This window comes from Pseudoalteromonas sp. UG3-2, assembly GCF_037120705.1.
Lineage (GTDB): Bacteria > Pseudomonadota > Gammaproteobacteria > Enterobacterales > Alteromonadaceae > Pseudoalteromonas.
Genome location: NZ_JAWLJU010000001.1, coordinates 87,076 through 108,544 on the forward strand (window position 1 = coordinate 87,076; position 21,469 = coordinate 108,544).

General features: G+C 46.7%; 17 protein-coding genes. 4 read left to right on the top strand and 13 right to left on the bottom strand.

Going from position 1 to position 21,469, the window contains the following annotated elements; translation table 11 throughout:
* Positions 1-2: 2 nt before the first annotated feature.
* From R3P39_RS00395 to R3P39_RS00415, 5 genes are all read right to left on the bottom strand, one after another.
* Positions 3-947 (bottom strand): porin, encoded by a 945-nt coding sequence (locus R3P39_RS00395; protein WP_336565037.1) that lies wholly within the window; start codon positions 945-947, stop codon positions 3-5.
* Positions 948-1,107: 160 nt separating this feature from the next.
* A complete protein-coding gene (locus tag R3P39_RS00400; protein ID WP_336565038.1) occupies positions 1,108-2,457 on the bottom strand; it encodes a sigma-54-dependent transcriptional regulator in 1,350 nt (449 codons plus the stop codon).
* The gene (locus tag R3P39_RS00405) at positions 2,444-4,168 is read right to left on the bottom strand and encodes a sensor histidine kinase (protein ID WP_336565039.1); all 1,725 of its coding nucleotides are present in this window, start codon (positions 4,166-4,168) and stop codon (positions 2,444-2,446) included. Before R3P39_RS00405 ends, R3P39_RS00400 begins: the two co-directional genes overlap by 14 nt.
* 77 nt (positions 4,169-4,245) lie before the next feature.
* Positions 4,246-6,072, bottom strand: a complete 1,827-nt coding sequence (locus R3P39_RS00410; RefSeq protein WP_336565040.1) for a M20/M25/M40 family metallo-hydrolase — start codon at positions 6,070-6,072, stop codon at positions 4,246-4,248.
* Between the two features lie 81 nt (positions 6,073-6,153).
* Positions 6,154-8,322, bottom strand: coding sequence for a M4 family metallopeptidase (locus R3P39_RS00415; RefSeq protein ID WP_336565041.1), 2,169 nt, complete (start codon positions 8,320-8,322; stop codon positions 6,154-6,156).
* Between the two features lie 498 nt (positions 8,323-8,820).
* On the opposite strand from R3P39_RS00415, the gene R3P39_RS00420 reads away from it, so the two are divergent.
* Together R3P39_RS00420 and R3P39_RS00425 are read left to right on the top strand one after the other, a co-directional pair.
* Complete coding sequence (locus tag R3P39_RS00420; RefSeq protein ID WP_336565042.1) at positions 8,821-9,351, top strand: hypothetical protein; 531 nt, start codon at positions 8,821-8,823, stop codon at positions 9,349-9,351.
* Between the two features lie 13 nt (positions 9,352-9,364).
* Entirely contained in the window at positions 9,365-9,799 is a 435-nt protein-coding gene (locus R3P39_RS00425) for a hemerythrin domain-containing protein (protein WP_336565043.1), read from the top strand.
* A 35-nt stretch (positions 9,800-9,834) separates the two neighbouring features.
* On the opposite strand, the gene R3P39_RS00430 is transcribed toward R3P39_RS00425, so the two are convergent.
* From R3P39_RS00430 to R3P39_RS00440, 3 genes are all read right to left on the bottom strand, one after another.
* Entirely contained in the window at positions 9,835-10,605 is a 771-nt protein-coding gene (locus R3P39_RS00430; protein WP_336565044.1) for a sulfite exporter TauE/SafE family protein, read from the bottom strand.
* 55 nt (positions 10,606-10,660) lie between these two features.
* Entirely contained in the window at positions 10,661-11,560 is a 900-nt protein-coding gene (locus R3P39_RS00435; RefSeq protein WP_336565045.1) for a LysR family transcriptional regulator, read from the bottom strand.
* A 306-nt stretch (positions 11,561-11,866) separates the two neighbouring features.
* Entirely contained in the window at positions 11,867-13,426 is a 1,560-nt protein-coding gene (locus R3P39_RS00440; protein ID WP_336565046.1) for an AbgT family transporter, read from the bottom strand.
* Between the two features lie 189 nt (positions 13,427-13,615).
* Here R3P39_RS00440 and R3P39_RS00445 point away from each other — a divergent pair, with 189 nt between their 5' ends.
* The gene (locus R3P39_RS00445) at positions 13,616-14,467 is read left to right on the top strand and encodes an HDOD domain-containing protein (protein WP_336565047.1); all 852 of its coding nucleotides are present in this window, start codon (positions 13,616-13,618) and stop codon (positions 14,465-14,467) included.
* 66 nt (positions 14,468-14,533) lie between these two features.
* Positions 14,534-15,769 (top strand): NRAMP family divalent metal transporter, encoded by a 1,236-nt coding sequence (locus R3P39_RS00450; RefSeq protein ID WP_336565048.1) that lies wholly within the window; start codon positions 14,534-14,536, stop codon positions 15,767-15,769.
* Positions 15,770-15,810: 41 nt separating this feature from the next.
* Here the strand turns inward: R3P39_RS00450 and R3P39_RS00455 are convergent, their stop codons facing one another.
* From R3P39_RS00455 to fadI, 5 genes are all read right to left on the bottom strand, one after another.
* Positions 15,811-16,089 carry a YfcL family protein gene (locus tag R3P39_RS00455; RefSeq protein WP_336565049.1) on the bottom strand — a complete coding sequence of 93 codons (279 nt, stop codon included), beginning with the start codon at positions 16,087-16,089 and terminating at the stop codon, positions 15,811-15,813.
* Between the two features lie 13 nt (positions 16,090-16,102).
* Complete coding sequence (locus R3P39_RS00460) at positions 16,103-17,224, bottom strand: ATP-NAD kinase family protein (RefSeq protein WP_336565051.1); 1,122 nt, start codon at positions 17,222-17,224, stop codon at positions 16,103-16,105.
* Entirely contained in the window at positions 17,214-17,780 is a 567-nt protein-coding gene (locus R3P39_RS00465) for an elongation factor P hydroxylase (protein ID WP_336565052.1), read from the bottom strand. Before R3P39_RS00465 ends, R3P39_RS00460 begins: the two co-directional genes overlap by 11 nt.
* Positions 17,781-17,944: 164 nt before the next feature.
* Positions 17,945-20,044 carry a fatty acid oxidation complex subunit alpha FadJ gene (fadJ, locus tag R3P39_RS00470; RefSeq protein ID WP_336565053.1) on the bottom strand — a complete coding sequence of 700 codons (2,100 nt, stop codon included), beginning with the start codon at positions 20,042-20,044 and terminating at the stop codon, positions 17,945-17,947.
* Complete coding sequence (fadI, locus tag R3P39_RS00475; protein ID WP_336565054.1) at positions 20,044-21,354, bottom strand: acetyl-CoA C-acyltransferase FadI; 1,311 nt, start codon at positions 21,352-21,354, stop codon at positions 20,044-20,046. Before fadI ends, fadJ begins: the two co-directional genes overlap by 1 nt.
* Between the last annotated feature and the right edge of the window lie 115 nt (positions 21,355-21,469).

A 21,469-nucleotide genomic window follows, 5' to 3' on the forward strand; every position in this document is an offset into this window, starting at 1 on the left:
CCCTAAAATTTATACTTTAAACCCAGCGCAACACTGGTGTCGTTGTCGCTCTTTAGCTCTAACCGACTGGCCAGAAAGTAAAGATTGGTTTGCTTATCAAAAATATAATCTGTCCCCAAGGTCCACTGCGATACCGCTTCATTATGACGTAATTTACTGGTATCACGACTGAATTGCAGTTTAGGACGCCACTGTTGGTTGAGTCGGTAGTGGCCGCTTATCACCACTGCAGTGCCCGACTTATCACCGGCTAGGTTTTCACTGTCTTGGATAATGGCACCAAGCTGAATTTTTTTCCACTGATATGCTGCCGCAATACGAGTGGCGGTTAAATCACCGACTTGGTCAGTATGACTCAAAGCCACATAAAAAGGTTTGGCTTTTAATGCTCGGTCACCATAAATCGCCGTAGCCGCAAAACCCGCTTGTTGATTACTGGCATCGTCTTTTGGTGTGTAAGTGAGTGCCACAGAGAGATCATTCCAACGTGGTGATGAATAGGTAATTGAGTCGCCTACTCGACTTTGACCGGCCAACACCTGAGCAATATCAGCTTGGGTTTCATTAAATTGATCCACCTTACCTTCGCTGTATTTAAACCGAGTGTCGTTACGCCCCACCAATACGGTACCGTAGTCAGTGGCTAAGCCAACGTAAGTATTGCGGGATGAAAACGGCTCGCTGGTGTTGTCATGCTCAAAGCCTTTTACTTGCACTTCGTATTTATACACCAATTTTAAATCAGAGCTTAAACCATGGCTGCCTTTAACCCCGATACGAGAAAAAGGCGCATCAATCTGCGTTCCGGCTTTAGTATAGCGCATCAGTCCTTTGTCGGTGTTAGCCACTTGTACTTCTGCTTTGCCATAAATGGTGTAGTCGGCTGCCATTACTGGCAACGCCAAGGTCGCACTAAGCAACGTTAAAAGGTGTTTACTTGCTGTCATGTTTGCTCTCATTTTTTGGTTATTGTCTTAGCAATAACGCAAAACCGAGACCAACTAGAGTAAGCTCATAAAAATCAGATAGATAAGTAAGGAAAGCCGTATTTTCACTGCATCAATGTGCGGTTTTCCACACACACTTCAAAGTGATTTGTCACCTTTTTCACTCATCTTCAGCCACAAACATGGTGCGACTTAGGCCGTATTTATTCATTTTATCGTACAAGGTTTTTCGTGGCAGTTTGAGTAACTGCATGGCTTGCTTAATACTGCCCTGGCTCTGCGCCAGGGCTTCTTCGATTAATGATTGCTCGTAGTAGCTGACTTTCTCGGCCAAGCTAAGCGACTGAGTATTAAGTTCATCAAGATCTTGATTAACGGTGTCGGCCAGCAAAATATGCCGCTCAGCATGGTTGCGCAGTTCACGCACGTTACCGGGCCAATCAAAGCTCATTAGTTTTGCTTCTAATGCGGCATTAATGGGTTGCATTGGTTTATGAAATCGGGTTGCGGCAATCGAACTAAAATGTTTGTAGAGCAGCGGGATATCCGCTTTTCTTGCCCGTAAAGGTGGGATCTGCACTTTAAGCAAATTAAGACGATAAAACAGATCCGATCTAAACTGCCCTTGCTCGACTAAGGTATTAAGGTCCACTTTGGTGGCCGCGACCACCCGAATATCTAAGGGCACATCGGTATTACTGCCCACCGGCGTAACACTGCGCTCTTCCAACACCCGCAGCAATTTTACTTGCAACGCCGCCGACATGGCCTCGATTTCATCTAAAAACACCGTTCCGCCTTGGGCAAATGCAAACTTGCCTTCGCGCGATTCTTTGGCGCCAGTAAAAGCACCGCTTTTGGCACCAAACAGCTCACTTTCTATTAACTCTTCTGGAATCGCGCCACAGTTTATCGCCACAAAGTTGTGGTTAGAACGTTGACTATGGTCGTGTAAATACCGCGCAACGAGCTCCTTGCCCGTTCCTGTTTCACCTTGGATAAGGACATCGGCTGGGGTATCAATCACGGCATCAAGAAGCTGCATCATTTGTTGCATTTGCTTGGTTTCACCTAAGATCCTCACTCCAGGTGCAGAGCGCTTTTTAACTTCAGCTTTGAGAGCCCGATTCTCCATTACCAAGCGACGTTTTTCTAAAGCGCGATCGATGCAATCTAATAATGGCTCGCTCACCGGCTTTTCAAAAAAGTCATAAGCGCCTTTTTGCATCGCCTTAACCGCCAAACCAACATCGGCAAATCCGGTTAAAAACACCATGGGGATTTCTGAGTCAAATTGCTTTACTTGCTCCATAAAGCCAATGCCATCGAGCTGCGGCATGTTAATATCACTTAATATCACACCACAAAACTGCCGCGATAGTTTTTGCAACGCTGACGTAGCACTGGCAAAGCACTGCACCTGATAGCCTTCTAATTCGAACAGCTGCTGTAGCGAGTCACGTATGCTTTTCTCATCATCAATGATAAAAAGGGTTTTATTGTTCATCATGAGTAGGGCTCTTTGTGTGTAAACTGATTAAAAACTCAGCGCCGCCTGCTGGGTGATTATGGGCACTTAACTGGCCTTGAAACGACTCAATAATTTGCTTCGAAATCGACAGTCCTAAGCCTAAGCCATTGCCTGATTTAGTGGTATAGAAAGGCTCGAAAATGCTATTCAGTTCATGCTGACGGATCCCCTCACCGGAGTCAGAAATAGACAACTGCACTTTATTGTCGCTGCCTTCGGCATTAAGAGTAATACACTTTTGCGGCTGTGATAGCACTGCCTGACAGGCGTTGCTAAGTATATTGACCAGCACCTGTTCAAAGCGAAAAGGGTCTACCCAAACAGTAAAATCGAGAGCGTGACACTGTACTGTAACGCCGGCGCGCTTCAGCTCAGGACCCACTATCACCAAGGCATTATCAATGGACTGTTGTAACCTGGTCACTTGCATTTTGTTGTGATGGTGCTGACTAAAAGACTTTAATTGCGCCACAATAGTATGCACCCGACTGATCAGTGACTGTACTAAGGCCATGTTTTCAATTACCTTTTCTGTATTACCCTGCTGCGCTAAGCGCTTTGCACTGGCAACGTAAGCACTCATGGCGCTCAAAGGTTGATTGATTTCGTGATTAATACTGGCGCTCAGTTGACCAATGGTGGCTAACTTAGCCGCTCTTATCAGGGCATCTTGGGCTTGTTCAAGCTCTTCCCGACGGTGGGCAATTTCCAATTCTAAACTACGCTGACTGAACACTAAGCGTTTATAGCCGGTCATTTTTGACAAAATAAATTCCAGTAACACACAGGCCAATAACAGCAACAACGCGGTGATCCCAAGTTTGGGCCATTGCGCTTGATAAATGGGTGTGAGTTGCCGCAGCAACAGCAAACGGTAATGCTGATGCAGTGGCTGTTGCTGCAATAAAAATTCGTTACTGGCGCCTCCTACCACAACGTAGTTTGAGGAAAGCGGCTGCCAAGGTAAACGGGTGATTTCTTTGCCTAAAAACTGCTGGGTTTGGCGCAGTTGTTGTGTTTGTGCTGACAGCGCGCTCAGCGCCTGAAGGCGAAACTTGGCAACATCCGAGGCCAATACCACCTTGTTACTGTCAACCAGTAAAAAATGACTATCCGTTGCAGTGTCTAATTGTGCTTTGTCCGATTCAAATTTGCTGGCATTGACCTTCATCACCACCACACCCAGGGCTTGTTGCGCCATGCTTACTTGCTTTGCAAAATAAAAGCCGCGGGTTTTTGAACGTTGCCCTAAGGCAAAGGTAACCCCTTCTTGACCGTTAAGGGTTTGATAAAAATAAGGGCGAAAGGCAAAGTTACTGCCTTTGTAGCTATAGGATTGCTGCCAGTTACTGCTGGCGATCACCGTGCCTTCAAGGTTTAATAAATACACGTCTGAAGCGCCACTGGCGATTTGAATATCCTGCAAGTACCTATCTAGCTCACTGCCATCGGCGTGGCTACTGGCAATTAACCCCTCGTAAACTAGTGGACTATTACTGAGCTGAGTTTGGATTGCTTGATAACGAGCAAATTCCGACTGAATATAACGCGTTAGCTTTAACACATTTTGCCGAGTTTGCTGCAAAGCTTGTTGTTTATCATTATTCAATTGTATTTCATAGCTGGCCCACATCCCCACCAGCAACAAAATACCATAGCCAATCACTCTAGCTGACAACTTGTTTAACACCGCGAACTCCTATTGCAACCTTTTGAGTCTACCAGAGACGCTTGGGCTGCCACAACTGAGTTCGCGATGACGGTTTGCTAATTTGCGTTAATAGTCAACGTGACGCCAGAGGCAGATTGATAACCTTTAATACCAATGTGCCAATCGCCCGCTTGTGGCTCTGATATGGTACACACTTCATCATTGCCATTTTTATACGGCCGACATTGCCACTGTGACTCTGAAGGCGGCGCGGCAAAATTAAGATACAGATCGGCATCCCCCGTGCCTCCAGCTAGAGAAATCGAGAGCTGCTGATAGCCAGCGGCTAGGCTTTGCGTTTCATAAAACCACTGCCCTTGCGCAACAGCAATATCATTAAGCTGTCTGGATATGGGTGGTAAAGAGCTTCCTTCATCGTATTGAGCCAACAGCGTCACCCCGGTGATTGGGCTCCACGCCTCCACCATTACATGGTAGGTTCCCGCGGTTACCGGAGTAATATCACATCTTTCATCGCTGTTAGAGGTGGTACTTTTACAGTCAAATAGCGTTAAGCTGGGTTTGCTGCCATAGCGAATATAAAGATCGGCATCACCTGTGCCCCCTGAGGTAGTAAAACGAAGGTTAGTGGCGTTTTCAGGCACCGCTAGGGTAAAGAAGTGTTGGCTTTTCTCGCTACCGGAAATGCCTTCTAACGGCACACCATTTTCTAATGGATTTTGCGGTTGTGGTAGATCATCACCGGCGTTTTTCGCCAGTTCTGCCACAAATGATAATGCCAGCTTAGCAAATTTCTCCGCGTGCTCAGCATCAAAAGCGGTATCTTGGCGAGTGTGAATAGCGTGGTTAATGTCTGCCATTTTTGACTCAAACGGCATTGAGGCTGCAAACCCTTGCTGATACCAAGAGGCATGATCTGAACAACCATAACCACACTGATCAAAGTCATAGCTAATATTGGGCTGATAGGTGCTAATTAATTCAGCGATAAACTGATTTTGTGCAGCATTGGTGTAATCGGTCATCATCACAATATCAGCGCTGGAACCATGGCGGCCGGTCATATCAAACTGGGCCATGCCCACCACATTTTTACCCTCGGCACGATAGCGCTCTGCGATGGCTTTCGAGCCCCTTAAGCCAACCTCCTCGGCTGCAAACCCCATGATTTGTATGGTTCTCAGGGGCTGATATCCCTCATCCACCATGGCCTGTAACGCTTGCGTTAACACCGCAATGCCAGAGGCATTGTCGTCCGCACCGGGTGCCAAACCCGTGGGGATAGATTGGTTGATGGAATCGAGATGTCCCCCTATCACCACAATTTCATCACTTAGTGCCGACCCTTCAATGGTGGCAATAACAGAGGGTTGTGCCCAGCTGTGGTCAAAGTAGCTAACACTGATATCGCTTCGTGTCGTAGTGATGTCACTCCAATATTGCTTTAACCACGCGGCGGCGTCCACGCCAGTATTACTACTGTAATAGCGATTATAGAATTGCGTTAATGCGCTCACCGTAGCATCGAGGTTGGCGCTATTCACCGCTGCCATTAAGCGATTGACCGTTTCGGCGTTATCTATGCTGTAATTAACTAAAGTGACATTAGGGTCCACCGCATTCAGTTGTGCTGTGTAAGCTTGGGCTGCTGCTAATGAATCATGTGCTACAAAGCCACCGCAGCGATGGTATTGTTGGTGCATAAAAGCACTTAAGTGGGTGTACTCTGTGGCCGGCAACTGCAGTGCTTGAGTATTACCATCGGCAAGTATAACCTGCTCGAGTGTTGCTCCACGTATGGCTTGTTGCATTTGATAATGATGACTGGAGTTAGCATCCATGGTAACCCAGGTGGGCTTAGCCGCCACCTTGACGCAGGCAAGCCCCAAGGCAACGACTAACGCAGTATTGGTGATATTCATGTTGTATCCTTTGAAAATAAAGTGGGCAAGCAGCGCTTACTGCTTGCCTCACTTAGATTGTAAAAAGACAGATAAAACGTGTTAATTTGCCTTGATAGATAGGGTAACGCCACTGGCTGCGTTATAGCCTCTTAGGTCGATATACCAAGTGCCAGACTGCGGGTTGCTGATAGTGCAAGTTTCTTCATTGCCGTTTTTATAAGGCCGACAATCATAGTCTGCAGTGGTCGACTGCGAACCATAATTAAGATACAAATCAGCATCACCACTGCCACCGCTGATGGTCACATCTAGGCTAGAATATTGACCCGTTAATGATTGACTGAATCTCGCCCAACTGCCTTGCGCAACAGCAATATCAGACTCCGTGCGGTCGATGGGTTGGGTGTCTGTACCCGTTGTGTAACTGCCAGTTAACGTCACATCTGAGATGGCATTCCATGCTTCAACCATGACATAGTACTTGCCTGCTTGAATGTTAGTGATATCACAGCTTTCCGTGCTGGTTGAACTGGTGCTGTTGCAGTCATAGGTATCAAGTGTTGGCCGCTGACCTAAGCGTACGTATAAATCCGCATCGCCACTGCCACCCGACGTAGCAAAGTTTAGGTTTGTGGCATTCGCTGGCACATCTAATGTGAAGAACTGCTGCTGCTTTTCTGCGCCACTGATCCCAGTACGAGGCACACCATTGGTCAACTCTTCATCTGGCGTAGGTTCAGCACAATCACTGCCACTACTTAAGTTCGAGTTTACCCCTACCGCCGCCAGTGCTGCTTTTACATCGTCGGGGTTATAGCCTAAGTCACATGCGGCATCCATCACCCCGTTACCAGCTAAATCCCAGTTGGTATTAGCGGTCCAATAAAGTTGGTTGGCTTTTGCCATAACGATAAAGGCCTTTTTGGTATCCCAGCCGCTGGTCGTGGCAAGGTTATAAAATGCCTTATTAAACACCCCAGAGCTGTGATGAACGTCCATGCTTGAGGTGTAATCAGATTGGTGATCGATGGAATTGCCATCACGGGTTGGATCATTCATATAACGCAGCGCACCACTGCCTTTGAAGATATCTTGTCCAACCAACCAATCATTGCTGCCTTTCATGTAAAACTCTGCGGCTTCGCCGGCCATATCAGAGAAAGCTTCGTTTAGCCCGCCCGACTTGTAGCGATACACCAGACCAGAATTTTGCTCAGTAAAACCATGACTGACCTCGTGGGCCGAGACATCCAAACTGACCAGTGGGTAAAAGCGATTTTCGCCATCACCAAAGGTCATGGCACTGCCATCCCAAAAGGCATTCTCATAATTATTGCCATAGTGGACGCGCATTTGTAGCTGGAATGACAAAGGCGCAGTGCCTAACCAGTCGTTATACATGTTAAACACGACATTGCCGAAGTAGTGGGCATCATTAAGTGGCGAGTAGGCGCCATTAATTGACTTCACTGTGTTCTCTGGACAGGTAAAACTAAATGCCGTGCTGCCACTGCTGGAATGGTTCAAGTTAATGGTTTTCACATTGGCATTAGCCATGGTGCAAGTATTACCGGATTGCGTCACATCAAGGTAGCCAAACTCAGTGCCATATTCATAGCGACCAGTTTTTTCGTTACCGCCGGGGCCTGTGGCATCGGCATGTTGCAGGTTATCAAATTGCTCTAACACTTCCCCGGTGTTGGCATCAATAATAATGTAAGGGCGCTGTGGTGTGTCACCATAGGTAACAAAAGAAATTTCATACACCAAACGTGCTGTGGCATTGCCATCAAGCCAAATAGCTAGGCGCTTTTGTTGCATGTGCTTTTTACTGCTATTGGCAGCGAAGTTCGAGCGCTTGTTAATTACCGCCATCGCTTGCTTAGCGCTTAGCTTGGGAGTGACCGAATGAAGGTCGCTGGCAATATCGTAAACAGCGGCGCCATGGGCACGTTTCACCATGCCTGATTTATCAAAAGTTAACACCACGGTATCTCCAATCACTGGAATACCTTGGTATAACTGTTGATAGCGCTTGGTCACTTCTGACTTGCGGTTACTAATGCTGCTTAATTGTTGTAATTGGTTGGCGCTTGATAAACCCAACAAGGTGTTTGGCGCGGTGCTCAATACCGCAGCTGAGTTGGAATTTAACACCCTGTTTAAATCTGCTTCGGTATTTAAGTATTTTTTTGTCGCAGCGTTGGCATGCAGCGTACTGAATGCCAGTGCGCATACGGTTGCCATGGTTACTGTAGATAATTTCACGAATTACTCTCCTAGTATTGTTGTTGTCTTGCCTTACTCGATGAGTTTGTAATGGCTCATGGCAGCAAAGCGAACTCCTTACGATAAGAAGACACCCCAACGATGAGTTAGAGTGCCCTTAAAGACTAGGCGTAAAAAATCGAAAATTAAACTTAATTTAACATTTTAATTATATTTATTTCACGTGAAAATAAAAGCAGGCCTTTCAACACCTTGTCCCCAAAAGCCCGAAAGTCAGTGAAGTGGATCAGCGCCGCTCCTCTCCTACATGTAAAATAACCATTACAGTTAACCGTTAAAACCAGCCAAGAGATAGCATGTATTGCCAAGCAGATGGTGTGATTATTACTCGGTAAATATTTCTGATGGCATTGAAAATTTTATACTTCATCATGAACGACTCCACTATCCCCATTAAATACAATAAGTTATAGGCTGCAGGATTATGGAACAGGCTTTGCTACAGTATTCACATCACAGCATTAATCGGGAGGCGTTATGGCCGATATCGACATTCTTTCATGTGCTGATTTAAGAGTAGGCGCCGCTGTGAATGATAAACAAAGCGCAGAGCGCCTAGAAGAAGCACTATTGGAAAAAAACTTAGCTGAGCAAAAGCACATCAAAATCATGGATCCGAATGACAAAGACGCTGATGCCCAGTTGAAACAACATAAGGAAAAGGAAATTGGCAGCAATATGCTTAATTGGCACCTTTACCTTGGCTCCATGGGCGTGGTTATTGGATTTCTTGTGGCAGGCGCCTTAGTAAGTTACGGACCGGCTTTTACTCAAGCAAACCCCTACCTCACGTTCATCGCGCTGCTGAGCCCGGGGTTGTTTTTAGGTTTATTCGCATCGGGGTTGATCTCATTACGACCAGACAAGGATGCTTTTAATCAATCGATGATCTCAAGCATCGCTAAGGGTAAATGGGCGATCATAATCAAACCCAACAGTGAATCACAACGCAGTAAAGTGATGGCGTACTTAAAGTCGCATCACAGTGCTCGCGTAATTAGTTCATAACAGGAGGATCAACATGGAAATATTCAACGCTATTAAGCAAGACCATGATCACCAAAGAGCACTACTGTCTATGCTGGTGGACACATCCGGCGACAGCAAAGTCCGTGAGAAATATTATCATGAGTTAAAAGAAGCGCTTGAAGCACACGCCATTGCAGAAGAGCGCTATTTCTACTCACCACTGATGGACAGTGACATGACCATTGAAGATTCTCGCCACGGCATGGCTGAGCACCATGAAATAGATGAGATGATTGCTGATTTGGATAATACGCAATTTTCAGATCCCAGCTGGCTGGCGAAAATGAAGCAATTAAAAGAGAAAGTTGAACACCATCTCAAAGATGAAGAGCAAGCGTTTTTCCAGCGCGCGGGCAAAGTGCTAGACGCAGAAGAAAAAGACAGCTTGGCTGATGGTTACCAACAAGAAATGGAGCGTCAGCAGTAGTCTCCTCTTCTCTAACTGCGCATCGTTGTGCGCAGTTAGAGTAATTTGAAAATAAGCGCGATTCCCAGCAAAATAAGCAGTGCATTCATTACCTTAATAAAGCGTCCCTGCGCAAGTTTGGCGGCAATCATGATACCCAACTTATTCCCCAGCATAGCCACCGGAATAAAACACAATGCCAGCAATACGTGTTCCAGCTGCAATAACCCAGTGGCGCTAAAGGTCACTAATTTCACCACGTTCATCAGTGCAAAAATCACCGCCACGGTGGCAATATAGCCACTGGTCGATACAGTTCGGCTATTGAAATACACCATTAGCGGCGGACCACCTGCGTGGATCAGGGTGGTGGAGATCCCAGCTAATGTACCAGTTACCCCGGCAAGCACATTAACTTGCTTAGCATTACTGACTTTGTTGTGACGAAAGAACACCCCGCGAACACCAAATGCCACACTGAGACCGGCAATGGCGACAGTGAGCCAAAATTCGCTCGCCCCTTGTAAAAACACGGTCGCCAACGCAATACCCACGAAGGTGCCTGGTAGCAAACGTTTAAGCTCGGCGTAATGCCATAATTTCCAGTAGCTCTTTAAGCTAAACACATCGGCCACAATAAGCAGCGGCAACATCAAGGCAATGGCATTTTTGGGGCTCATGACCAGTAATAACAAAGGCACTGAAAATGCCCCTAAAGCCCCCGCAAAGCCAGACTTTGAAACACCACTCAACAACACCACCAGAGCAATGACCAGCAGTTGAGTGGGTTCTGTCTGAAGCACAGAAGTAAATGCAGCCGCGGTCATGGTTTTAATAACACCTCAATCATATCAATACCGCCAGTTAAAAGAGCTCTACTGTTTACTCACCAGCTTGATCCAGTTGCATACAGTGGTAACGCAACTCGCCAATAAATGCCCTGGCAGCGGGTCCAAGCCTATCGCCGTCTTTAAAGATCAGATGCAACTGTGCGCGGCGTTGACTTTGCTGAGTCAGTGGCAAAGGTTTCAACTGGCCACTACTAAGCTGTTGTTTTATTGCTGATACCGGCAACCAGGCAAAGCCGAGCCCCTGTGTGATCATGTCTATGGAAGTGGTCATGTGGCTTACCGTCCAGCGCTGGTGAGCGCCCAACCAGCCTTCGTCTTTTTTACGGTTAATGGCAGAATCTCGAACCACGATTTGGCGCTGAGATTTTAAATCCTCAAAGGTCAATTCGCGGTTAAATTGGTGCAGTGGGTGCTCTGGATGAGCCACCGCCATAAACTCAATTTGACACAGCTCTTCACTAAAGCCATCCGCCAAGGTCACCGGTGAAATGGCAATATCGACATCGGTATTTTGCAATAGCTCAGACGCTCCAGTGAGCACCGACTCAACTAATTCAACCCGCAGTAATGGAAACTGTGTCGAGGTGTTTTCCAGTACCTTGTACAGCACCTGTTGTGGGAAAATCTCATCCACAGCAATGCGCAATTGCCCTTCTACTCCTTCTGCTAAGGTTTGGCCAACGGCTTCTACCTTGGCGGCTTCATCAAGCAAGTAATTTGCTCGACGCAACATCATCTCCCCTGCTTCAGTGAGTTTGGTTCTGCGCCCCTCAATGGTAAAAAGCTGTACTCCTAATCCTTGCTCAATTTTATGCACGGCAGTATGAATGCTGGATTGGCTTTTATGCACTTCTTTTGCCGCTTGGTTAAAACCACCATACTCCACCACGGCACGGAACATACGCCATTGTTCAAGGGTAATTCTTAACATTCAAAACCTCACTGAGGATATTAGCATCGCCACAAAACTTAAAACATCATCGACTTTTAGTCACTTTTTTACGATAAGCAACCGTGACACTGGCTTTTAACAGCAATAGTAGTAAGTACAAAACAGCTACGGCCCACTGTCATATTTCTTTCATATAAAAGTAACCTAGCTGTCAACTCACCTGTTTAGAATCACTTGCCATAGACTCCCCTTGATTATATTGAGTTTGTCAGCGTAGCTTCTAGCTACGCTTTTTTTTGCGCAAAAAAACGCTGCAATGTGCAGCGCTTTCGAAATCTTACATACCTACATGCCAGTCGCTGGGTAGAGGTAGCTTGCTTGCAGCCCTAGTGGAATGCCTAGCATCCAGTAAATCAATAAGAATATACTCCATCCAATCAAGAAGGCGATGGAATAAGGCAACATCATAGCGATAAGCGTACCAATCCCGGTGGATTTCACGTATTTCTGACAATACACCACCACTAAGGGGAAGTATGGCATTAATGGCGTAATAATATTCGAGCCAGAATCACCTACGCGGTATGCTGCTTGGGTTAAATCCGGTGAAATACCCAGTTGCATCAACATGGGCACAAAAATCGGACCCAATAACGCCCACTTAGCAGAGCTAGAACCAACAAAAAGATTCACAAACGCCGTTAGGAAGATAATACCAATCACGGTTACAGAGCTCGGCAATGCCAAGGCTTTCAACACTTGTGCCCCTTCAATGGCCAACAACGCACCTAAGTTAGAGTGGCTAAAGGCACTGATGAATAAAGCACAGAAAAACGCCATTACAATGTAATAAGACATGCTGTTCATGGCTTTGGTCATAGCATCAATCATGTCTTTAGAGGTTTTAAAGGTGCCTACCACAAAGCCGTACACGGCACCTGGGATCCAGAACAATAAGAAGATAAGCGGTACAATGGACTGCATTAATGGCGCGCTAAAGTCAGTTAAGGCTCCTGATGGGCTGCGCAGCGCAGAATCTTCACCACTTGATGCATACACTAGTGCAGCAATGCCTGCTAGCATCACCAACGAGGCAATGACAAAACCTTTTTTCTCTTTGCTGGTAATCTCACCAAAAGACGGTAAGTCTTCGGTATCGCCATCAATTTGCGTTGATTTAAGGCGTGGTTCAATGATTTTATCGGTGATGTACCAACCTAAAAGTACAATGAACAGGCTCGATGCCGAAGTAAAAAACCAGTTATTTAATGGGTTAATGGCAATATCAGGGTCGATAATTTGTGCTGCACTTTGGGTAAAGCTTTGCAGTAACGGGTCAATGCCAGATGGGATAAAGTTAGCACTAAAGCCACCGCTCACCCCAGCAAATGCCGCTGCAATTCCCGCCAGCGGGTGCCTGCCCATGGCATAAAAGATCACCCCAGCAAGTGGAATTACCAAAACATAACCGGCATCCGTTGCGGTGTGGCTGACAATCGCAATAAGGATAATTGAAGGCGTTAACAGCGCTTGCGGAGTGCGTTTAAGCATGATTTTCAGGCCGGTGTTGATATAGCCTGAATGCTCAGCAACCCCAACACCCAGCATGGCCACCAGTACCACACCTAAAGGCGCAAAGCCGGTAAAGGTTTTCACCATGGTGGCTAAAAAGCCAGCCAAGGCGTTCGGATCTAACAGGTTGTTGACCACAATCGCTTGGTTGGTTCGGGGATCGATGGCGCTAAATTCAACGCCAGAAAACAGCCATGATAATAACCAAATTAAAACCATTGCTGAAAGGAATATAATCGCTGGATCGGGAAGCTTGTTCCCCACCCGTTCAATACCGTTTAAAAAACGGGTAATTGCAGAGTTTTGCTCGTTCGCTTGTTGTGTTTCCTGCATACCATTGCCCTGAAAAAAAAATTGCTTAACCATAACTTACTATTTACATATTAAGCAAGTCTACGTTCCGTGAAGAGAAACTCTTTGCTGCTTTAATATCCAGTTTCATTGGTTTTTTGTCTTACATCAGCACTAAGCCACTTTTTTCAACTAAGATTGTGCTGTCCCTTTTGTTTCATGGTGTTGTTTATGATTGAACTCGACGATAAAGTGTTAGCCGACGTTAAACAAGGTTTTACTCTGCCACCCAAACCCAGTGTGCTCGCACAACTACAAGACGCCCTAGACAGTGAGCCGCAAAGTTTAAATCAGGTTGCCGACATCATTGCCAAAGACGTCGCCACCTCAGCTGCAGTATTAAAAATCATTAACTCTCCTTTGTATGGCTTAAGTCGGACTGTGACCGATGTCAAACAAGCCGTGGTTTTTTTAGGGCTAAATTCTATTTGCCAGTTGGTGACCGGCTTTTTGCTTAAGCAATCCTTTAAGCAAAGTAAATGCTGTATTAGTCTCGAACGCTTTTGGGATAACGCCAGTGACATCGCCGACAGCATTATCGTGATTGGCAACAAATTAAAATCTCGCGTCCCCATAGAAAACTTACATTTATTAGGGCTATTCCACGATGCCGGTATCGCCGCTATGGCGGTTAACTACAGCGACTATATGGAAACGCTCATTGCAGCAAATAAAGACTATGAACGCTTATTAGTGGATCACGAGGAACAAAAATATCAAACCAATCATGCGGTGATTGGCTATTACCTCGCCAGTTCCTGGAACTTACCTAAGTCCATTTGTCAACTGATTTTATGCCATCACGATCCTAGCTTCTTACCCAATTGCAAAGACCCAGATCAACAGTTGGCATTTGCGGCGTTGAAAATGGCTGAAAATTTCGTACATATTAATAAGCGCTTTGTCGCCGCGCCTGATTGGCATTTAATGAAAGAAGAGGTACTTAGGGTACTCAACCTCGATGAAGACGACTATCAAGATATTAAAGAAGACTTGGAAGATTACTTTTTAGAGAGCTCCTAATTCGCAACATTGCCGTCGCAGCCAAAACTTCGTAGACTGTGCTGAAAAAAATATAAGGAAATCAGATTGTCAGCACTTCATTCCCTGCAACAAAAGATGGCCGCATTTGGTCCTGGAATTCTTATGGCCACCGCCGCCATCGGTGGCTCGCACTTAGTGTCGTCAACCCAAGCTGGAGCACTGTTTGGCTCTCAACTTATCTGGCTGATTGTATTGGTAAACGTCATTAAATACCCCTTCTTTAAGTTTGCCGTGGCCTACACCTGTGAACAGCAAAAGACGGTTGTGGAAGGATACTATCAACACTATCGCTTTGGCTTTAAGGTGTTTGTGTTGCTCAACAGCTTTGCCGCCATCGTTAATACCGCAGGCGTAGTCTTGCTTACTGCCAGTTTATTAAGTTATAGCCTGCCATTGAGCATTAATATTGAATGGTTGAGCTTAACATTATTAGTGCTGTGCCTGAGCATGTTACTTATTGGTCATTATAAGCTCCTCGATTTGACCAGTAAGTGGGTGATGCTGATTTTAACTCTCGCCACTTTAGCTGCACTGGTGATTGCCATGATTAATGGCCCCGCTCATGCGCCTCCTGCCAATCCCGTATCGCCTTTTGATATTGCACTATTGGGCTTTTTAGTGGCATTAATGGGCTGGATGCCAGCCCCGATTGAAATTTCAGCCATCAATTCTGCCTGGTTAAAAACCAAAATGGTAAAAGCCAAACTCACTTCTGGGCAAATTATGCTGGACTTTAAAGTGGGGTATTTTGTTACTGTGGCACTGGCGGTGGTGTTTGTCGTGCTTGGCATGCTGATGCAATATGGTCAGAATAAGCCCATCGAGTTAGCGGGCATTGCGTTTTCTCAGCAGCTCATCGATATGTACGCCAATACCATTGGCGAGTGGTCCCGATGGCTTATTGCTGCTGTGGCTGTGCTGTGCATGTTTGGCACCACGATTACGGTGTTAGACGGCTACGCCCGGGTACTCAGTGAAGCAGTGAAATTATTAAAACCCCAGCGTAACACTAACCCCTACACGGCGATTGTCTTACTGCAAGCCACTTTGGGCTTATTGCTGGTGTTGTTTTTTAAGGCGGACTTAAAAAGCATGTTAATGTTTGCCATGACCTCGGCGTTTGTCACCACGCCAATTTTTGCGGCAATGAACTTAGGGCTGGTGCGTGGAGCGCTGTTTCAAAAGCAAACATGGGCAGTTAAACTTTTGACTTATATTGGTTTATTTTACCTGTTTGGCTTTGCGTTGGGGTATTTATATTGGCAGTTTATTTATCGCTAGTGCCCTACCGCTGTAAGGCACTGGCTAATTCGAGTGCAGGCTTACTTAGCTAGGCGCTGCACTTGTTCCCAAATGGCCACAACCAACGCCTTATCCTCTTCATTTAGCTCACCGTTACGGTACGCCTTAACTAAGCTTTCTTCCACATGTTGGTTAAGCTCAGCAATAGACAGCTCGGCTTGTTCCACTTGTGCATAACCTACTGCTAGGTCAAAGTGACCACGCAGGTAACCACCAGCAAACAGTTCATCGTCGCTGGCTCTATCCACTAAGTCATCAAAAAACTGTTGTGCTTGCTCGATATATTCATTCATTGACATAGGTATTCCTAGATTATTCTTGATGACCCACCGCATACATCACGTGGTCGTTAAACCCCGTGATCACCTTGATAAAACCAGACAAGCTTTCGTCTAAGGCTTCATCTCCGGTGTCGGCAATTAATGGCCTGCCTGCTAAGGCTTTTAACTTGGTTTTGGTGGCAATAACAATGATGTTGTCTTTGCCTACCCGTTTGATTAATTCCGGGCTCAGTTGCTGGTTACCGCGGCCAAAAATATGGCCTTGCCCGCCAATTAGAGTAATAACAATTTTGCTGTGTTCGTCGACGTAACCCAGTAACTGGCTGGCGGTTTGATCTTGCGCTACTAGCTCTTGATCTTTGACCACATCCACCCCCAGCAGGGTGTTTTCTAAGCCCATTTCCGCCATGACTGCAGCAACGGTGGAACCGGAACCCATAATGTAGGTCTCGTGCTCTTCCATTTCAGAAACCACATACGCCGCAATATCGGCAAGCACCAGTTCGTCACTCTCTTTACCGCCATTTTTCACGGCTTGAACGTACCTAAGCTCAGTCGGCACTTGCATTTCACCATAGCGCTTAGCCTTGACCGTGCCCTGACGAAATGCCTGCTCATCAATGTCCATGACATCGGCTTCAGAAATCGATACTAACTCACCAGACACCAGCAATTGCACTACTCGACCAGCGGCCTTTGGCGTAATAGCATAAACGCCGCTGTGAATTTTACAGCCGGCGGGGATCCCTAAAACCGGACAGGCATCCGCCACCGCGTGACAAATATTGCGTGCAGTGCCATCGCCACCGGCAAAGAGAATGAGATCCACGTCTTGCTCAAGCAGCTTTTTGGCTGCCTGCTCTGTGTCTTCCGCGCAGGTGATGGCTGACTGTGGCTGATACACCACGGTGGTGTCAAAGCCCAGTTGCTCGGCAACCGTCTGTCCCATTTCACCTGAAACCGTGTAAATACTAATTTGCGCTTGCTGCTCTAGCAGCTCTTTTAACGCTGTGGCAGCGCGGAGGTTAGCTTTAGGTGTCGCCCCAAGCGCGATAGCCTTTTGTGCGGTCTCAACACCGTCACTGCCCTTAAGGGCAACACTGCCACCTAACCCTGCAACGGGGTTGACGATTAAACCAAGTTTAAATTGCATCTTCGCACTCCAAGGTAATGTCGGCAGGGATCTGCCACACAAACTGACTCGGCTGCAACGGCCAAGGGGTTTGGTAAAATTCACTTAAGGCGTTGAGTAGCATTTGCGTACGGCGATTAAAGCCCGATTGCAATAGCTGCAATACCTGTTGGTGAACGCGCTGCTGAAAGCTAAAGCGGCAGGTCTGTGCACCATTAAGGTTGTCCACAGAGACATTAAAGTTAAAGCCTGCTGCTACGCTCAGTGCCCATTCAATGGCTTGAGGCTTTACTTCCACTTGCTCAAACGCCAGTTGCTGGGCTTTGTCGCGGCCATCTGGGCAATACCAATAACCATAATCTTCTAGCTCACGGCGTTTTGCCCCAGCTACTAACCAATGGGCTATTTCATGTAAGGCACTGGCATAAAAACCATGGGCAAACACAATACGATGATGGCGATGCTCAGCATCGGCAGGCAAGTAAATCGGCTCGTCATCACCGGCGACCAGTTCGGTATTCAATTCAGTCAAAAATAGACCGTTAAAAATGCGTATCAGATCGGATATTTGGTGCATCAAACTTCGCCACAACAAAACTCTGGGCGCAGATTGTAAGGTTTTTGCCCACTAATGTAAAAGGGGCTAACCAGCTTATGGTCATCGCTTTATTTTTTGCAAGTGGGTTTCAGCAACAAAAAAGCCGCTTTGCAGCGGCTTTAGACAACAAGAGAAATAGGTGGTTAGTAATACCCTTTCCCGGATTCTGACTTAGCCACCAAGGCTTCAGCAGGTGTAAATGCTGGATTATCAACGGCATACGTTGATAACTCAGAGCATAATTTGCTGGCACCTTTTTTATCGATGTAACTAAATGGACCACCCATAAACGGTGGGAAACCAATACCAAAAATGGCACCAATATCACCATCACGAGCATTACGAACAATGCCTTCATCCAAACAGCGCGCCGCTTCATTAAGCATCTGGGCGACACAACGGTTGGCAATTTCTTGCTTGTTCAACTTAGGCGAAGTGGTAATGCCTAGCAGCTCATAGACTGACTCGTCCACTTGCTTGCCTTTTTTACCTTGGTAGTTATAGAAGCCACGACCGGTTTTACGACCTAAGCGTTTTGCTTCAATCATGCGGGCAAAAGCATCGGGTGCTTTAAAACGTTCACCCAGTTCTTTTTCTAAAATCGGGGCGATTTTAGAACCAATATCAACGCCCACTTCGTCCAGTAACGCCAGCGGCCCTACTGGGAAGCCAAACTCAACCAAGGCTTGGTCGATTTTCTCAATAGGTTCACCCGCCAACAATAAATTAGCCGCTTCATTCACGTAAGGCGCTAAAATACGGTTAACGTAAAAGCCCGCTTTATCTTTTACCACAATTGGCGTTTTGCCTTGCTTACGGGCAAAAGACACCGTACGAGCAATGACGTCTTCACTGGTGCCTGCATGAGGAATGATCTCCACCAGTGGCATTTTCTCAACCGGTGAGAAGTAATGCAGACCAATGACGTTTTCTGGACGTGCGGCTTTTTCTGCAATTTGCGCAATCGGTAAAGACGAGGTGTTACTAGCAAAAATGGTATTTTCACTGCATTCACGCTCAATGTCCGCAACCATAGATTGCTTCAGCTCTAGGTCTTCAAATACCGCTTCTATTGCCATGTCGGTGTGCTTAAAGCCAGAATAGTCAGTGGTGCCTGTGATCATATTCAGCGTAGATTGCATCTCAGCTTTTGAAATAATACGACGCTTTTGACGCTTTGTGAGGATCTTATAGGTGTAATTTAACGCATTACTGATCCCTTGATGGCTAACGTCTTTAATGCGCACCGGAGTGCCTGCTTTCACCGCGCTGACATGGGTAATACCAGCGCCCATTAAGCCACCGCCTAGCACCGCGGTACGCTTGATAGGTGCTAATTCGTCACTTTGGAATTCTTTTTTCATTTCCGTGGTGGCGAAGAAAATGCCGCGCAGTGCTTTTGATACTTCCGACATCACCAAATCGGCAAAGCCTTCCGCTTCTGTTTTGTATGCCTTTAGCTTATCCAGCTCCACAGACGCTCTTACCGCTTTAATAATCGCCGCAGGTGCAGGGTAATGACCGCCGGTTTTTTTATCGACGTTTTCTTGCGCTTTTTTGAAAATGATATTGCGGCCAAACGGGTTAGACTCGAGCAGTTGGCTGACACGGTCAAATTTTGGCTTGCGTGGCTTTGGCTTGCCTTGGCGTGCCAATTTAATCGCCACCTCCAGAAGAATGCTTTGTGGTACAGCATCGTCCACTAAGCCGGCTTTTTTCGCTTGCTTTGCACGCACCTGCTTACCGGTTAGCATCCACTCTAGCGCTTTTTGGATCCCCACCAATTTCGGTAAACGCTGCGTACCACCGCCACCAGGCAATAAGCCCAATTGCACTTCAGGTAGGCCCAGTTTAGTTTTACCATCATCGGTGCAAACCCGATAATCACACGCCATAGCGAACTCTAAGCCACCACCAAGCGCGGGGCCGTGAATGGCAGCCACGGTTGGAAATGGCAATTCCGCCATTTTGAAAAAGGCTTTTTGACACATTTCAGACAGTGCCAAGGCATCGTCGCGAGTGTTGGCGTTATCCAGCATTTTGATATCCGCGCCGGCAATAAAGTTATCGTCTTTACCACTGATAAACACCATACCGGTGACGTCGTCTTCTTTGCCTTTAGCAATAAGCTGCAACAACTCATCGGCGAAAGAGTCACGCAAGGTGTTCATCTTTTCGTCTGGCACATCTATAGTAACAATGGCTACGCGATGTTCGTTTAGTTCATAAGAAAATACTGACATTATGCGCTCTCCAATACAAATGCTGCTCCAAGACCACCAGCGGCACACGCTGTGGTCAACGCAAGTCCGCCACCACGACGCTTAAGCTCATGTAAGCTTTGGGTGATCAAACGTGCTCCTGTGGCTGCAAACGGGTGGCCATAAGCCAATGAGCCACCGTTGACATTGAATTTATCCATATCAATTTCACCTATGGCTTTGCTGCGACCTAATTGCTCTTGGGCAAACTTGTCGGAGGCGAACATTTTCATGTTGGCTAAGGCTTGCGCGGCAAACGCCTCGTGCATTTCAATCAGATCTAAATCGGCTAATGTGATCCCCGCACGTTCAAGTGCTACCGGCGTTGAATGGGCCGGTCCCATCAGCATGTCTTCTTGCACACCAATGGCCGAGAACGCAAAGCTACGGACATAGCCTAAGATATCGTAACCCAGAGCTTTGGCTTTGCTTTCACTCATCATTAGCACGGCTGCAGCACCATCAGTAAGAGGTGTGGCATTCGCCGCCGTCACAGAGCCGTGTTTTCTATCAAACACCGGCTTCAACTTGGCATAGCCTTCCAGTGACGAGTTTTCACGAATGTTATTGTCTTTTTCAATAAAGCTTTTATAAGGCTCTACGTGCGCGGCCATGACTTCTTGATCTAGTAGACCATCAGACCAGGCTTTCGCTGCCAGGCTGTGTGAGCGGTGTGCCATAGCGTCTTGATCGGCACGGCTAATACCATGGGTTTTCGCCATTTGCTCAGCGGTTTGTCCCATCGACAGCCCGGTTGAGTATTCCGCCACGGCAGGAGGAACAGGCATTAAGTCTTTCAATCTTAATTTTGAGAAAATCTGTAGTCGTTGCTTTAATGTACGCGCCTTGTTTAGGTCGACTAAGCTGCCAGCTAATTTTTTACTTACGCCAATTGGTAGTACCGACGACGAGTCTGCACCACCAGCAACGCCCACGTCAACCTGACCAGAGATAATGCTTTCTGCGACATTGGCAATGGCTTGGAAACTGGTAGCGCAGGCTCGCGATACCGAGTAAGCGTCTACTGATACCGGCATGCCAGTGCCTAGGACGATTTCACGTGCAATGTTTGGCGCTTCTGGCATCTGCACCACTTGACCGAAGACAAGTTGGTCGATTTCTTTGCGGTCGAAGTTCAGACGCTCAAGCATCTCATTGACCACGATTTTACCTAGATCAAGTGCTGGCACATGGTGAAAGGCAGTTGCTTGTTTCGCAAATGGCGTACGCAGGCCACTTACAATGGCGATACGGTCGCCTTTAGCTGTTTTTAGTATGTTTTGTTCAGACATGAATTTGCTCTCCCGCTGACAGGTCTGACCTGTTAATTTCCTCCGATTCTAAACAACCAAACCCGAGTTGCCAATAGCAAAACACGAATTGGGTGTTTTTCAAACCGTAAAGCAC

What these genes read in the sequence shown, in the direction of transcription:
- R3P39_RS00445 (WP_336565047.1), top strand. Translation starts at nt 13,616, where the DNA reads ATGATTGAACTCGACGATAAAGTGTTAGCCGACGTTAAACAAGGTTTT.
- R3P39_RS00400 (WP_336565038.1), bottom strand. Translation starts at nt 2,457, where the DNA reads ATGATGAACAATAAAACCCTTTTTATCATTGATGATGAGAAAAGCATA.
- R3P39_RS00455 (WP_336565049.1), bottom strand. Translation starts at nt 16,089, where the DNA reads ATGTCAATGAATGAATATATCGAGCAAGCACAACAGTTTTTTGATGAC.
- R3P39_RS00420 (WP_336565042.1), top strand. Translation starts at nt 8,821, where the DNA reads ATGGCCGATATCGACATTCTTTCATGTGCTGATTTAAGAGTAGGCGCC.
- R3P39_RS00395 (WP_336565037.1), bottom strand. Translation starts at nt 947, where the DNA reads ATGACAGCAAGTAAACACCTTTTAACGTTGCTTAGTGCGACCTTGGCG.
- fadJ (WP_336565053.1), bottom strand. Translation starts at nt 20,044, where the DNA reads ATGTCAGTATTTTCTTATGAACTAAACGAACATCGCGTAGCCATTGTT.
- fadI (WP_336565054.1), bottom strand. Translation starts at nt 21,354, where the DNA reads ATGTCTGAACAAAACATACTAAAAACAGCTAAAGGCGACCGTATCGCC.
- R3P39_RS00435 (WP_336565045.1), bottom strand. Translation starts at nt 11,560, where the DNA reads ATGTTAAGAATTACCCTTGAACAATGGCGTATGTTCCGTGCCGTGGTG.
- R3P39_RS00460 (WP_336565051.1), bottom strand. Translation starts at nt 17,224, where the DNA reads ATGCAATTTAAACTTGGTTTAATCGTCAACCCCGTTGCAGGGTTAGGT.
- R3P39_RS00430 (WP_336565044.1), bottom strand. Translation starts at nt 10,605, where the DNA reads ATGACCGCGGCTGCATTTACTTCTGTGCTTCAGACAGAACCCACTCAA.
- R3P39_RS00440 (WP_336565046.1), bottom strand. Translation starts at nt 13,426, where the DNA reads ATGCAGGAAACACAACAAGCGAACGAGCAAAACTCTGCAATTACCCGT.
- R3P39_RS00465 (WP_336565052.1), bottom strand. Translation starts at nt 17,780, where the DNA reads ATGCACCAAATATCCGATCTGATACGCATTTTTAACGGTCTATTTTTG.
- R3P39_RS00410 (WP_336565040.1), bottom strand. Translation starts at nt 6,072, where the DNA reads ATGAATATCACCAATACTGCGTTAGTCGTTGCCTTGGGGCTTGCCTGC.
- R3P39_RS00425 (WP_336565043.1), top strand. Translation starts at nt 9,365, where the DNA reads ATGGAAATATTCAACGCTATTAAGCAAGACCATGATCACCAAAGAGCA.